This window comes from Streptomyces griseofuscus, assembly GCF_014673495.1.
GTDB classification, from domain to species: Bacteria; Actinomycetota; Actinomycetes; order Streptomycetales; family Streptomycetaceae; genus Streptomyces; species Streptomyces murinus.
Window position 1 is genome coordinate 3716471 of sequence record NZ_CP051006.1, and the last position, 14257, is coordinate 3730727.

The window sequence follows — 14257 nt, forward strand, 5'->3', positions numbered from 1 at the left end:
GCTCACGCTCCCGTGGCGACGAGGACGACGGCGACCGCCAGGACGACGGTGCCGGCGAGCAGCGCGCTCACATAGGTCTGCACATTGCCGGTCTGGGCGCGACGTACGGCGGCCCCGAGCAACCGGGGCAGCGCGCCGGCGGCGCCGACGTAGGTGTCCACGACCTCGCGGTCGAGGAAGCGGACGAGGCTCGCCGCGGCCAGCACCGGGCGGACGAACAGCGCCGTGTAGACGGCGTCGAGGTGGAAGCCGACGGCCGCGTGCCGGTGCAGCGGGCCGAGCAGCGCCCGTCCGGGGTCCGCCGGGTCTGGGGCGTAGGCGATGTCGCCGTAGGCCGGGGTGTGACTGGCGATGGCCTCGGCCTCGACCCGTCCGGCGTCGCCCTCGGGGTGGGCGGCGACCGCGCCGAGCGGGGGGCTGACGAGGCTTCGGGTGGTGCGCTGCCAGACGCCGTAGGTGAGGAGGCCGCCGGCCACGGCGAGCCCCGTGCCGAGGATGGAGGTGAGCAGGGTCGGGGTCAGGGAGGCGCCGTCGAACCAGCCGGGCAGCGCGCGGTAGGCGAGCCCGCCGAAGGCCAGGGAGGGCACCGCGAGGACCCAGAGGACCGCGGTCATGGTGAGCGGCTGGCGGCCGTGGTCGGGAGCTTCGGCGCCCCGGCCGTGGAAGGCCAGCAGCCACAGCCGGGTGGCGTAGGCGGCGGTCAGTACGGCGGTCAGCAGACCGGCGACGAGGACCAGCCAGCCGGCCGCGCCGGGCACCTGCGCGGTGTCGCCGTGGGCCGCGTGTTCGGCGGCGCCGAGGACGGACTCCTTGGAGAAGAAGCCGCTGAACGGCGGGATCGCGGCGAGCGCGAGCAGGGCCACGGTCATCGTCCAGTAGGCGTCCGGGACCCGCTCGCGCAGGCCGCGCATGCGGGACATGGCGGCCAGCGAGTTGGTGCCGGCGGCGTGGATGATCACACCGGCGGCGAGGAACAGCAGCGCCTTGAAGGCGCCGTGGGACAGGAGGTGGAAGACGGCGGCACCGCGGTCGCCGACGGCGAGGGCACCGGTCATGTAGCCGAGCTGGCCGATGGTCGAGTAGGCGAGGACGCGTTTGATGTCGTCCTGGGCGAGCGCGGCGAGTCCGGAGCCGGTCATGGTGACGGCGGCCATCACGGCCAGGACCAGCATCGCGGCCCCGGATGCCTCGAACACCGGGAGGAGACGGGCGACGAAGTAGACACCGGCGGCGACCATCGTGGCGGCGTGGATCAGCGCAGAGACCGGCGTCGGGCCGGCCATGGCGTCCGGGAGCCAGGTGTGCAGCGGGAACTGCGCCGACTTGCCGGCCACGCCCGCGAGCAGCAGCAGGGCGACGAGCGTCGGATGGTGCAGGCCGCCGCTCGCGACCGTGCCGAGGACGCGGGTGATGCGGAAGGAGCCGGCGTCGGTGGCGAGCGCGAACAGACCGATCAGGAACGGCACATCGCCGAGCTTGGTGACCAGGAACGCCTTCAGGGAGGCGGCGCGGGCCTCCGGGGTCTCCCAGTAGTGGCCGACCAGGAAGTAGGAGCAGATGCCCATGACCTCCCAGCCGACCAGCAGCACGATCAGGTCGCCGGAGTAGACGACGAGCAGCATCGCGGAGGTGAACAGGGAGACGAGAGCGGCGTACGAGGGGTAGCGCGGGTCGTCGCGCAGATAGCCGGTGGAGTAGATCTGCACACAGGTCGCGACGAAGGCGACCAGGATCGCGACGAGCGCGGCGAAGCCGTCGATGTGCAGGGCCAGTTCGACGGGCACCGAGCCGGTGGGGGTCAGCTCCGTGTGCGCGTCCAGGGCCGGCCCGCCGCCCTGGCGGACGGCGACCAGCGCGGCCAGCACCAGTGCGGCCAGCGGCGGCAGCACGGCGAGCGGGCGCACGAAGCCGGGCGCGCTGCGGCCGAGCAGCAGTCCGGCCGCGGCACCGAGGAACGGCAGCAGGGGGACGAGTACGGCGAGGGTGGTCGTGGTCACGCGGTGGCCTCGGTCTTCTGTGCCGCGACGGCACCCGGTTCCGCGTCGCCCCGGCCTTCGGCGGTGTCGCGGAGCTTGTCGATGTCGGAGGTGCCGCGGTTGCGGTACACGGCGAGCACGATCGCCAGGCCGATGCCGATCTCGGCGGCGGCGACGGTGATGGTGAACAGGGTCAGCGCCTGGCCGGAGTGCAGGGTGTCGCGGGCGGCGCGGCTGAGCCAGACGTCGAAGGCGACCAGGTTGAGGTTGACGGCGTTGAGCATCAGCTCGACCGACATCAGGACCAGGATCGCGTTGCGGCGGGCGAGGACGCCGTACAGGCCGGTGCAGAAGAGGAGGGCGGAGAGTACGGCGGGGTAGACGAGGTGCATCAGCGGGCGCCGTCCTTCTGGGCGGGGACGGGTGCCGGCGTACGGGCTGCCGGCTCGTCGCCGGCGTCGCCATCGCCATCCGCATCGGCCTTGGCCTTGGCCTTGGCCTTGCGGGACAGGACGATCGCGCCGACCAGGGCCGCGAGGAGCAGCACGGACAGGGCCTCGAAGGGCAGCACCCAGTACCGGAACAGGCTCGCCCCGGTGACACGGGTGGTGCCGGCGGCCGGTCCGGTCAGGTCGATCCATGTCGTACGGAAGGCGTTGGTGACCACCCACACCAGGGCGACGGCGGCGGCGGTCGCGACGGCGAGGGCGACCCAGCGGTTGTCGGAGTCGGCGTCCGGGGAGCGGCCGATGGGGGCCCTGGTGAGCATCAGCCCGAACAGGAGGAGTACGACGACGGAACCGACGTAGATCAGGACCTGCACCCAGGCGATGAACTCGGCCGTGAGCAGCAGGTACTCCACGGCGAGGCCGCCGAGCGCGACCACCAGCCACAGGGCGGCGTGCACCAGTTGGCGGGTGGTGACGGTGATCAGCGCGGCGCCGAAGGTGACCAGGCCGACGAGGAGGAAGGCGATCTCGACCCCGGTCGGGGAGAGGAAGCCGTGCGGGGCCGCGGCGAGAGACCCGTGCGGGGCGGCGGCGAGGCTCAGGGTGGGGGCGAGGCTCATGCGTCGCCCTCCTCGGGTTCGGTCCGCGCGGCCTCGGCCTGCGCGGCGGCGGCCTGCTTCTCGGCGCTCTTGCGGGCGGCGGCGATCTCCTTCGGCTCCTCCGCGCCCGGGTCGAGCGCGGGCGGGGCCGGCACGGTCCACATCCACTCGCGGAGCTTGTCGCGCTCGTGGGTGAGTTCGTGGATGTCGGTCTCGGCGTACTCGAACTCCGGGGACCAGAACAGCGCGTCGAAGGGGCAGACCTCGATGCAGATACCGCAGTACATGCACAGCGAGAAGTCGATGGCGAACCGGTCGAGGACGTTGCGGCTGCGCTCGCGGCCACCGGGGGCGGCGGGCGGGACCGTCTCCTTGTGGGAGTCGATGTAGATGCACCAGTCGGGGCACTCACGGGCGCACAGCATGCAGACCGTGCAGTTCTCCTCGAACAGGCCGATCACGCCCCGGGTGCGGGGCGGCAGTTCGGGCAGGGTGTCCGGGTACTGCTCGGTGCCGTGCTTGCGCGTCATCGTGCGCAGGGTGACGGCGAGGCCCTTGGCGAGGCCGGAGCCGGGGATGCGGGGACGGGTCGGGGCCATCAGGAGATCACCACCTTGACGATGCCGGTGAGGGCGATCTGGGCGAGGGAGAGGGGGACGAGCAGGGTCCAGGACAGCTTCTGGAGCTGGTCCTCGCGCAGCCGCGGATAGGTGACGCGGAGCCAGATGACGACGAAGGCGAGGATCGCGGCCTTCAGCAGCGTCCAGACCCAGCCGAGTCCGTCGGCGCCCCAGGGGCCGTGCCAGCCGCCCAGGAAGAGCACGGTGGTCAGACCGCACAGCACGACGATGCCGGCGTACTCGGCGAGCAGGAACAGGGCGAAGCGCAGCCCGGTGTACTCGGTGTACGCGCCGAAGATGATCTCCGAGTCGGCGACGGGCATGTCGAACGGCGGGCGTTGCAGCTCGGCGAGCCCGGCGACGAAGAAGACGACCGCGCCGATGAGCTGCCAGGGCAGCCACCACCAGTGGAAGGCGTGCAGGATGCCCGGCAGCGAGACGGTGCCGGCCGCCATCGCGACGGAGGCCGCGGCGAGCAGCATCGGCAGTTCGTAGGCCAGCAGCTGGGCGGCGGTACGCAGGCCGCCGAGCAGGGAGAACTTGTTGGCGCTTGCCCAGCCGGCCATGAGCGAGCCGAGCACACCGACGCCCATCACCGCGAGCGCGAAGAACACGCCCGCGTCCACGGCCTGTCCGACGGCGCCCTCGCCCGGTCCGATCGGGATGACGAGCAGGACGAGCAGGTACGGCAGCAGGGCGACGGCCGGCGCGAGCTGGAAGACCCGGCGGTCGGCCTGCGCCGGGACCACGTCCTCCTTCTGCGCGAACTTCACACCGTCGGCGACCAGCTGGGCCCACCCGTGGAACCCACCCGCGTACATCGGCCCGAGCCGCCCCTGCATATGGGCCATCACCTTGTGCTCGGTCTGTCCCACGACCAGCGGGAAGACGAGGAAGACGACGAACACGGCCACGAGCCGCAGGGCGACGTCGAGTGCGCCGTTCACCGCGGGCCTCCTGGGGGGTCGGGCAAGGGGTCGGTCGGGGGGGATTCGGGGTCGGCGGAGGGTTGACCGGGCGCGGACTGCGAATCGGCCGGGTTCGAGGGGGTGGCGGGCTCCACGGACTCAACCGGTTCTGAAGGCTCGCTCGGCTCTGAAGACTCGGTCGGCTCCGGAGACTCGGCTGGCCCCGGAGGCTCGGTCGGCTTCGGAGGCTCGGCAGGTCGTGGCGGCTCGGGCGCGGGCCGCGGCTCGGCGGGGTCGGCGGCCTGCGGTCCGGCCGGCTCGTGCGGTCGTACGGCTCCTCGCGCGTCCCCCTTCCCGGGCTCCGCCTCGGCGGACCGGCCAGGCTCGTCGGACTGCCCCGGCTCGGCGGACCGGCCGGGCTCGTCGAACGCCGGGCGGGCGTGGTGCCACGGGGCGTCCGAGCTGCGCGGGGCCGTACGGCCGGCCGGGCGGTCGGCGTCGCCGGAACTCGCGGGCGCCGACGACGACTCGGTCGCCGAGGCCGGGGGCTCCGGAGCGCGCTGGGAGGCGGAACCCCCCGACGCGCTGCGGGCACGACGGGGACGGGCCGGTGCCGGGGCGGGCCCGGACGCCGCCGGACCCTCCGCCTCGGTCCTCGCGGTCTCGCCCTCGGCCGGGGCGGTACCGCTCTCCTGGGCCTGGCTCACCGAGCCCTCGCCCGCACCGCGCGTGCGCCGCGGCCGAGCCGCGCCACCGGCGGCGGCACCCGGCTCGGCACCGGCGGCGCCATCCTCGGCCCCCGGTTCCTTCGGCTCCCCCGCCACCTGACTCGCCGAGCCCTCGCTCGCACTCCGGGTCCGCCGGGGACGGACCGGAGCACCGGCCGCGCTCTCCTCCGCCGTCTGGCTCGCGGACCCCTCGCTCGCGCTCCGGGTCCGCCGGGGACGGACCGGGGCGGCGGCCTCCGTCGCGCTCGGCTGACCGGCCGAACCCTCCGCGGCCGTACGGGTGCGGCGTACCGGGCGGTCGCCGGCGGCGCGGGCCGGGCGGGCCGGGGCGGCGGGGAGTTGGCCCTTGAGGGGGCCCCACTCATTGGGGTCGGGGACGCCGGGCGGGAGCATCTGGCGGCGCTTGGGGCCGCCGTGCTCGGACTCGCCGGGCTCCTTCGCACCGGGCCAGGCCTTGGCGACACGGGCGGCGAGGACGAAGTCCTTGCGCAACGGATGGCCCTCGAAGTTCTCGGGGAGGAGCAGGTGTTCGAGCCCGGGGTGGCCCTCGAAGGTCACTCCGAACATCTCGTACGTCTCGCGTTCGTGCCAGGCCGCGCCGGCGTACACCCCGACGGCGGTCGGCAGCACCGGCGCCGAGTGCGGCACCGTCGTACGGACGAGGAGGCGGCGGACCGGGTTCAGGGCCACCACGTGGGCGGACACGCGGAAGCCGGCGCCCGGTTCGTCGACCGCGCTGAGCCAGTCGAAGTAGGTGCAGGTCAGCGTCGTACGGGCGGTCTCGAGCGCGGTGAGCCAAGCGGTCGGCGGGACGTCCACCGTCAGGATCTCGTACGACTCCTCGGCCACCGCCTCCGCACCGAACAGCTCTTCGACGGGGGCGGGCAGCCAGCCGGCCGTGCTCATCGCGCGCCCTCCTCGCCGGACGGGGCGGGCGGCCGTACCAGGCCGCTCTGGAGCGCGGCCGGAGACGGCCGGGCGCCGCCGTGACCGTAGCGCTCCCCCAGCGACTCGGCGGCGATCTTCTCCTGGAGCTTGAGGATGCCCTGGAGCAGCGCCTCGGGGCGCGGCGGGCAGCCGGGCACGTAGACGTCCACGGGGATGATCTGGTCGACGCCCTTGGTGACGGAGTACGAGTCCCAGTAGGGGCCGCCGCAGTTGGAGCAGGCGCCGAAGGAGATGACGTACTTCGGCTCGGGCATCTGTTCGTACAGTCGCTTGACGGCGGGGGCCATCTTGTCCGTGACCGTGCCCGAGACCACCATCAGGTCGGCCTGGCGGGGTCCCGGCGCGAAGGGGATGACGCCGAGCCGGATGAAGTCGTGCCGGGCCATCGACGCGGCGATGAACTCGATCGCGCAGCAGGCGAGGCCGAAGTTGAAGACCCAGAGCGAGTAGCGGCGGCCCCAGTTGAGAACCACCTTCATGGGCTCGGGCGCCAGCCTGGCCAGCGCGCCCAGCCGCTTGGGCTCGGGGAGGAGAACGGGGTCCGGGGTCACGTCCATGCCAGGACGCCCTTCTTGTATGCGTACAGCAGGCCGACGGCGAGGAAGCCGAGGAAGACGAACATCTCCACGAGGGTCGTCGCGCCGAATCCGGGGGCGGCGAAGACCGTCGCCCAGGGGAACAGGAAGACGGAGTCGACCGCGAAGATCACGTACAGGAAGGCGTAGACGTAGTAGCGGACCTGGGTGTGGGCCCAGCCCTCGCCGACGGGGTCGACGCCGCACTCGTAGGTCAGGAGTTTTTCCGGGGTGGGCACTACGGGGCGCAGCAGCCGTCCGGCGCCGAACGCGACCGCGACGAACAGCACGCCGACGACGGCGAGCAGCCCCACGGCCGAGTAGGACCGGAAATAACCGGCCCCCGTGACGACATGTCCGGCCGCGGTGACGACGTGTGCCGCGGCGATGGTCGAGTCCCCCAGCGTCTCCCGCACCGTCCGTCCCTCACTCCCTGACCTCATGACCTGTACGCACGGGAGTCTAGGCCCTGATAAAGAAGCGGTAAGCAGGCAGTCACGCCCCGGGACGCCCCGGAAGACCGGGGGTGAGTCCGGGGATGGGGGCCGGGGTGGGGTTTTCCCCCGTGAGTGGAGGGCGGTGTACCGCATGGCGCGGAAGGTGCCGCATTCGGCAGGCTGTCCGGTATGACCGCTCCCAGCTCCGCCGCCGGCCGGCCCGACGGCACCGACGGCTTCCCGCCTCCGAGGCCGGCCTACGACATCCACACCTGGAAGGAGATCGCGCACCTCCTGCTGAACCTGCCGACCACGGTGTTCGGCTTCGTCTACGCGATCACCGTGCTGTCCGTCGGCGGCGGCCTCGCCGTCACCGTGATCGGCCTGCCGCTGCTGGCGCTGTCCCTGCTGGGCGCCCGGCAGCTGGGGAAGCTGGAGCGGGCGCGGGCCAGGGCGCTGCTCGGGGTCCGGGTGGAGGAGCCGTCGCCGCTGCCGCTCGCCCGCGGCGGGGGCCTGTTCCAGCGGGCGTGGATGGCGCTGAAGGACCCGGTGGGCTGGCGCACTCTGCTCTACGACGTGATCCGGCTGCCCTGGGGCATCCTCACCTTCTGCACGGTGCTGACCTCGCTGTTCGTGCTGTGGCCCCTGCTGCCCTACCTCGCCAGAGGACTGGCGAACGTGGACCGGGCGATGGTGCGCGCCCTGCTCTCCCCCTCCGACGAACTGGAGCGCCGAATAGCGGAGCTGGAGTCGGACCGCGGTGTCGTGGTGGACACGGCCGCCGCCGACCTGCGCCGCATCGAGCGCGATCTGCACGACGGCGCGCAGGCCCGGCTGGTCAATCTGGCCATGGGGCTCGGCCTGGCCAAGGAGAAGTTGCTGGAGGACCCGGACACGGCGGCGGAGATGGTGGCGGAGGCGCACGGCGAGGTGAAGCTGGCCCTCCAGGAGCTGCGCGATCTGGCCCGGGGCATCCACCCGGCGGTGCTCACGGACCGCGGCCTGGACGCCGCCCTGTCCTCGGTCGCCGCCCGCTGCACGGTTCCGGTCAAGGTGACCGTGGACCTCGCGGACCGCCCCGCCGCGGCCATCGAGGGCATCGCCTACTTCACCGTCTCCGAGCTGCTCCAGAACGTCAGCAAGCACAGCGCGGCCCGCTCCGCGTCGGTGGACGTGTGGCGGACCGCGGACCGGCTGCTGATCCAGGTCCACGACGACGGCCGGGGCGGCGCCGCCCTGGACGGCGGCACCGGGATGCGGGGTCTCGCGGACCGGCTGGGCGCGGTGGACGGCCTGTTCGTGGTCGACTCCCCGGTCGGCGGCCCGACGGAGGTCACGGCCGAACTGCCGTGGCGGGACCGGGAGAAGTAGCCGCCCGGACGGCTCGGGACGCCCGCCGGGCCGACGGGGGTGGGGAAAACCCCCGGTTCAGGACGCCGACGGACTCCATGGTCCCGAGGGCCCCGGCACACGACTCTTGAGGTACGGCTGAACCGCCGGCTGGACGAGGAGAACGGGACGACATCGATGGCCACTCAGTACGGACACGGCGGGTACGGCCAGGGCTACGACACCGGCGACGACGAGGGGCGGTACGGATACGGCCCGCGCCCCGGCCGCCGCCCCCGGCTCCCCGCCGCGCTGCGGGCCCCGTTCGAGGGCCGCACCTGGCGGGAGCTGGGCTACGTCCTGCTCAGCCTGCCGATCGCGATCGCGCTGTTCACCTGGACGGTGACGATGGTGTCGCTGGGCGCGGGCCTGCTGGTGACCTTCCTCGGTGTCCCCGTCCTCGCGGCGGCGCTGGCCGGCTCCCGGGGCTTCGGCGCGCTGGAGCGGGTGCGGGCGCGGGCGCTGCTGGGCGTGGACGTGCCCGGCCCGGAGCCGCTGCGGGTGACCAAGCCGGGCGCGCTGGCCTGGATGGGCGCGGTCCTCAAGAGCGGCGCCTCCTGGCGGAGCCTGCTGTACTCCCTGGTCCAGTTCCCCTGGGCGCTCTTCACCTTCACGGTCACGGTGACCCTGTGGACGCTGAGCCTGACCCTGCTGACCTACCCCCTGTGGTTCTGGGTCTTCCCGACGTACGCGGGTGAGGGCGGCCTTCAGCTGTACGGCGACGAGCACCACCGCATCTATCTGGACAACCCCTTCGAGATCACCGTGACCGCGCTGGTCGGGCTGCTGTTCACGCTGGCCACGCCCTGGCTGGTGCGCGCCCTGACGACGGTGGACGGGCTGCTGGTGCGCGGGCTGCTCGGCCCCTCCCTGCTGTCGGAGCGGGTCGTGGAGCTGGAGTCGGACCGGGGCGTCGTGGTGGACACGGCCGCCGCCGACCTGCGCCGCATCGAGCGCGATCTGCACGACGGCGCGCAGGCCCGGCTGGTCGGTCTGGCGATGGACCTGGGGCTGGCGAAGGAGAAGATGCGGGAGGACCCGCAGGCGGCGGCGCGCATGGTGGAGGACGCGCACGGCGAGGTGAAGACGGCGCTCCAGGAGCTGCGCGATCTGGCCCGGGGCATCCACCCGGCGGTACTGACCGACCGAGGTCTGGACGCGGCGCTTTCGGCGGTGGCGGCCCGGTGCACGGTGCCGGTCCGGGTGGAGGTCGACCTGCCGTCCCGCCCGGCGCCTGCCATCGAGGGCATCGCCTACTTCACGGTCTGCGAGCTGCTCCAGAACGTCGCCAAGCACAGCGGAGCGCGCTCCGCCTCGGTCGATGTGTGGCACTCGGAGGACCGGCTGATGCTCCAGGTGACCGACGACGGGGCGGGCGGCGCGGACGCCTCCGCCGGCTCGGGCCTCGCGGGCCTCAGGGGCCGGCTGGACGCGGTGGACGGCATCCTGCTGGTGGACTCCCCCGCGGGCGGTCCGACGCGGGTGATAGCGGAACTCCCCTGGCGCGGCTGACCGACGGCGGCCGGGGCGGCCGACCACCAGCCAACTAGCGTCTGACCAGCGGATATACCGGCACTCGACCCAGTTGTCCACAGGCATCGCACGCTGTGTGCCGATTCCTGGAATGCTTGGTCCTCGTACGAAGGCGCGCCCCTCATGGGCGTCGCCACGGGACCGCGCATGACGGGGGCGAAGGATCGTGGAGGACAGGGTGCGGGTGGTGATCGCCGAGGATTCGGTGCTGCTCCGGGAGGGTCTGACCCGGCTGCTGACCGACCGGGGACACGAGGTGGTGGCCGGGGTCGGTGACGCGGAGGCGCTGATGAAGACCATCGCCGATCTGGCCGGCACGGGCGCGCTGCCCGATGTGGTGGTGGCGGACGTGCGGATGCCGCCGACGCACACGGACGAGGGGGTGCGGGCGGCCGTGTCCCTGCGCAAGGCGCATCCCGGGCTCGGGGTGCTGGTGCTGTCGCAGTACGTGGAGGAGCGGTACGCGACCGAGCTGCTGGCCGGTTCCACCCGGGGCGTGGGCTATCTGCTCAAGGACCGGGTGGCGGACGTCCGGGAGTTCGTGGACGCGGTGGTGCGGGTCGCCGAGGGCGGTACGGCGCTGGACCCGGAGGTGGTCACACAGCTGCTGGGCCGCAGCCGCAAGCAGGACGTGCTGGCCCGGCTCACCCCGCGCGAGCGCGAGGTGCTGGCACTGATGGCGGAGGGACGGACGAACTCGGCGATCGCCCGGCAACTGGTGGTCAGCGACGGCGCGGTGGAGAAGCACGTCAGCAACATCTTCCTCAAGCTCGGGCTGTCGCCGAGCGACGGGGACCACCGGCGGGTGCTGGCGGTGCTGACCTATCTGAACTCCTGACCGGACGCCTTCAAGAGGCTGTGGGCGGGCCTCCGCGTCAGGGGTGTGTCAGAGGATGCGGCTTCCGTGGGAATGAGGGGTGCCCGGCAGGAGAGCGGAGGGGCCAACCGGGGAAGGAAGCCCTGACATGTCAGCGCTACACGCCGACTCGAAACGTCATCCGAATCTTCGGATGACCACGGGAAGGCGACCCTAACCGACGTAGGGTTGATCCTGGGATGGTCCGTGGGACGACCACGCCCCGGACAGCCGCCTCGAAGGAGGTCCAGTTCAGTGACCAGCCAGGTCAGCAGCCCAACGGAGCAGGCCGACGGATCAGCCGTCGGGGAGCAGCGCAAACCGGGCGGCACGAAGGACGTGCGCCGCCTGGACCGGGTGATCATCCGGTTCGCGGGGGACTCGGGTGACGGCATGCAGCTCACCGGAGACCGATTCACCTCGGAGACCGCTTCCTTCGGCAACGACCTCTCCACCCTGCCGAACTTCCCCGCCGAGATCCGGGCTCCTGCCGGGACCCTGCCCGGTGTCTCCTCGTTCCAGCTGCATTTCGCCGACCACGACATCCTCACCCCGGGCGACGCGCCGAACGTCCTGGTCGCGATGAACCCGGCGGCCCTGAAGGCCAACATCGGCGATCTGCCGCGCGGCGCCGAGATCATCGTGAACACGGACGAGTTCACCAAGCGGGCCCTTCAGAAGGTGGGCTACGACGCCTCGCCGCTGGAGGACGGCTCGCTCGACGCCTACGGCCTCCACCCGGTGCCACTGACCACTCTGACGGTGGAGTCCCTCAAGGAGTTCGACCTCTCCCGCAAGGAGGCCGAGCGCAGCAAGAACATGTTCGCCCTCGGGCTGCTGTCGTGGATGTACCACCGGCCGACGGAGGGCACGGAGAAGTTCCTGAGGGCGAAGTTCGCGAAGAAGCCGGAGATCATGGCGGCGAACATCGCCGCGTTCCGGGCGGGCTGGAACTTCGGCGAGACGACCGAGGACTTCGCGGTCTCCTACGAGGTCGCCCCGGCGGCCAAGGCCTTCCCCACCGGCACCTACCGCAACATCTCCGGCAACCTCGCCCTGGCCTACGGTCTGATCAGCGCGTCCCGGCAGGCGGACCTGCCGCTGTTCCTGGGCTCGTACCCCATCACGCCGGCGTCGGACATCCTGCACGAGCTGAGCAGGCACAAGAACTTCGGGGTGCGGACCTTCCAGGCGGAGGACGAGATCGCGGGCATCGGCGCGGCGCTGGGCGCGGCCTTCGGGGGCTCGCTCGCGGTGACGACCACCTCCGGGCCCGGTGTGGCGCTGAAGTCGGAGACGATCGGTCTGGCGGTGTCTTTGGAGCTGCCGTTGCTGGTGGTGGACATCCAGCGGGGCGGTCCGTCCACGGGTCTGCCGACCAAGACCGAGCAGGCGGACCTGCTCCAGGCGATGTACGGGCGCAACGGTGAGGCGCCGGTGCCGATCGTCGCGCCGAAGACCCCGGCGGACTGCTTCGACGCGGCCCTGGAGGCGGCACGGATCGCGCTGACGTACCGCACCCCGGTGATGCTGCTGTCGGACGGCTACCTGGCGAACGGGTCGGAGCCGTGGCGCATCCCGGACCTGGAGGAACTGCCGGACCTCAGGGTCCAGTTCGCCTCCGGCCCCAACCACACCCTGGATGACGGCACCGAGGTCTTCTGGCCGTACAAACGCGATCCGCGGACCCTGGCCCGGCCCTGGGCGGTGCCGGGCACGCCGGGTCTGGAGCACCGCATCGGTGGTATCGAGAAGCAGGACGGCACGGGCAACATCTCCTACGACCCGGCCAACCACGACTTCATGGTCCGTACCCGGCAGGCCAGGATCGACGGCATCGAGGTCCCGGACCTGGAGGTCGACGACCCGCACGGCGCCGCCATTCTGGTGCTGGGCTGGGGGTCGACGTACGGCCCGATCACCGCTGCGGTACGACGCCTGCGCGGGGCCGGTGACGCGATCGCGCAGGCTCATCTGCGTCACCTCAACCCCTTCCCGCGCAATCTCGGCGAGGTCCTCGCGCGCTACGACAAGGTCGTGGTCCCGGAGATGAACCTGGGGCAGCTGGCCACCTTGATCCGGGCGAAGTACCTGGTCGACGCCCACTCGTACAACCAGGTCAACGGCATGCCGTTCAAGGCGGAGCAGCTCGCCACGGCACTGAAGGAGGCCATCGATGACTGACATCGGCAACGGACTGCTCCAGCTGGTGCCCAGGGCCGAGGCCAGGCAGTCGATGAAGGACTTCAAGTCGGACCAGGAGGTGCGCTGGTGCCCGGGCTGCGGCGACTACGCGATCCTCGCCGCCGTCCAGGGCTTCATGCCGGAACTGGGGCTGGCCAGGGAGAACATCGTCTTCGTCTCCGGCATCGGCTGCTCCTCCCGCTTCCCGTACTACATGAACACCTACGGGATGCACTCCATCCACGGCCGCGCCCCGGCCATCGCCACCGGCCTCGCCACCAGCAGACGCGACCTCAGCGTGTGGGTCGTCACCGGTGACGGCGACGCGCTGTCCATCGGCGGCAACCACCTCATCCACGCCCTGCGCCGCAATGTGAACCTGAAGATCCTGCTGTTCAACAACCGGATCTACGGTCTGACCAAGGGCCAGTACTCGCCCACCTCCGAGGTCGGCAAGGTCACCAAGTCGACCCCGATGGGCTCACTCGACGCGCCGTTCAACCCGGTGTCGCTGGCGATCGGCGCGGAGGCGTCCTTCGTGGCCCGGACCATCGACTCCGACCGCAAACACCTCACCGAGGTCCTGCGCGCCGCCGCCGAACACCCGGGCACCGCACTGGTGGAGATCTACCAGAACTGCAACATCTTCAACGACGGCGCCTTCGACGCCCTCAAGGACCGGCAGCAGGCCGAGGAAACCGTCATCCGGCTGGAACACGGACAACCGATCCGCTTCGGCGCCGAGGGAGCGCGCGGTGTCGTACGCGACCGGCGGACCGGTGATCTGGAGGTGGTCACCGTGACCCCGGAGAACGAGGCGGAGCTGCTGGTCCACGACGCCGGTGCCGCGTCCCCGACCACCGCCTTCGCCCTCTCCCGGCTCGCCGATCCGGACACCTTGCACCACACCCCGATCGGGGTCTTCCGCTCGGTCGAACGGCCGGTCTACGACGAGCAGATGACCGAGCAGCTGGACACCGCGATCGAGCAGCAGGGCAAGGGCGACCTGGGCGCGCTGCTCGCGGGCGGCGACACCTGGACGGTCGTCGGCTGAC

The 14257-nt window shown here is 72.0% G+C and carries 13 protein-coding genes; 5 read left to right on the forward strand and 8 right to left on the reverse strand.

Annotation, left to right across the window (positions count from 1 at the left end; all coding sequences use genetic code 11):
* Positions 1–2: 2 nt before the first annotated feature.
* The 8 genes from HEP81_RS16465 to HEP81_RS16500 are packed head-to-tail and all read right to left on the reverse strand — an operon-like array spanning position 3 to position 7246.
* Entirely contained in the window at positions 3–1997 is a 1995-nt protein-coding gene (locus HEP81_RS16465) for an NADH-quinone oxidoreductase subunit 5 family protein (RefSeq protein ID WP_037663321.1), read from the reverse strand.
* Complete coding sequence (nuoK, locus tag HEP81_RS16470) at positions 1994–2368, reverse strand: NADH-quinone oxidoreductase subunit NuoK (RefSeq protein ID WP_037663320.1); 375 nt, start codon at positions 2366–2368, stop codon at positions 1994–1996. Before nuoK ends, HEP81_RS16465 begins: the two co-directional genes overlap by 4 nt.
* Entirely contained in the window at positions 2368–3045 is a 678-nt protein-coding gene (locus HEP81_RS16475) for an NADH-quinone oxidoreductase subunit J family protein (protein WP_051850679.1), read from the reverse strand. The genes nuoK and HEP81_RS16475 overlap by 1 nt, the downstream gene beginning before the upstream one ends.
* Complete coding sequence (locus HEP81_RS16480; RefSeq protein WP_037663318.1) at positions 3042–3623, reverse strand: NuoI/complex I 23 kDa subunit family protein; 582 nt, start codon at positions 3621–3623, stop codon at positions 3042–3044. Before HEP81_RS16480 ends, HEP81_RS16475 begins: the two co-directional genes overlap by 4 nt.
* Positions 3623–4591, reverse strand: coding sequence for a complex I subunit 1/NuoH family protein (locus HEP81_RS16485; protein ID WP_037663316.1), 969 nt, complete (start codon positions 4589–4591; stop codon positions 3623–3625). Before HEP81_RS16485 ends, HEP81_RS16480 begins: the two co-directional genes overlap by 1 nt.
* A complete protein-coding gene (locus HEP81_RS16490) occupies positions 4588–6186 on the reverse strand; it encodes an NADH-quinone oxidoreductase subunit C (RefSeq protein WP_063755292.1) in 1599 nt (532 codons plus the stop codon). Before HEP81_RS16490 ends, HEP81_RS16485 begins: the two co-directional genes overlap by 4 nt.
* Positions 6183–6785 (reverse strand): NADH-quinone oxidoreductase subunit B, encoded by a 603-nt coding sequence (locus HEP81_RS16495; RefSeq protein WP_037663315.1) that lies wholly within the window; start codon positions 6783–6785, stop codon positions 6183–6185. Before HEP81_RS16495 ends, HEP81_RS16490 begins: the two co-directional genes overlap by 4 nt.
* Complete coding sequence (locus HEP81_RS16500) at positions 6776–7246, reverse strand: NADH-quinone oxidoreductase subunit A (RefSeq protein WP_106980092.1); 471 nt, start codon at positions 7244–7246, stop codon at positions 6776–6778. Before HEP81_RS16500 ends, HEP81_RS16495 begins: the two co-directional genes overlap by 10 nt.
* A 183-nt stretch (positions 7247–7429) precedes the next feature.
* On the opposite strand from HEP81_RS16500, the gene HEP81_RS16505 reads away from it, so the two are divergent.
* The 5 genes from HEP81_RS16505 to HEP81_RS16525 all read left to right on the forward strand — a co-directional run bounded on the left by HEP81_RS16505 (position 7430) and on the right by HEP81_RS16525 (position 14256).
* Positions 7430–8611 carry a sensor histidine kinase gene (locus tag HEP81_RS16505; RefSeq protein ID WP_037663311.1) on the forward strand — a complete coding sequence of 394 codons (1182 nt, stop codon included), beginning with the start codon at positions 7430–7432 and terminating at the stop codon, positions 8609–8611.
* A gap of 156 nt (positions 8612–8767) precedes the next feature.
* A complete protein-coding gene (locus tag HEP81_RS16510) occupies positions 8768–10141 on the forward strand; it encodes a sensor histidine kinase (protein ID WP_037663310.1) in 1374 nt (457 codons plus the stop codon).
* A 199-nt stretch (positions 10142–10340) separates the two neighbouring features.
* Positions 10341–11000, forward strand: a complete 660-nt coding sequence (locus HEP81_RS16515; protein WP_275939554.1) for a response regulator transcription factor — start codon at positions 10341–10343, stop codon at positions 10998–11000.
* A gap of 273 nt (positions 11001–11273) precedes the next feature.
* Complete coding sequence (locus HEP81_RS16520; protein WP_190276000.1) at positions 11274–13202, forward strand: 2-oxoacid:acceptor oxidoreductase subunit alpha; 1929 nt, start codon at positions 11274–11276, stop codon at positions 13200–13202.
* Complete coding sequence (locus tag HEP81_RS16525) at positions 13195–14256, forward strand: 2-oxoacid:ferredoxin oxidoreductase subunit beta (protein ID WP_154822712.1); 1062 nt, start codon at positions 13195–13197, stop codon at positions 14254–14256. Before HEP81_RS16520 ends, HEP81_RS16525 begins: the two co-directional genes overlap by 8 nt.
* Position 14257: the final 1 nt, after the last annotated feature.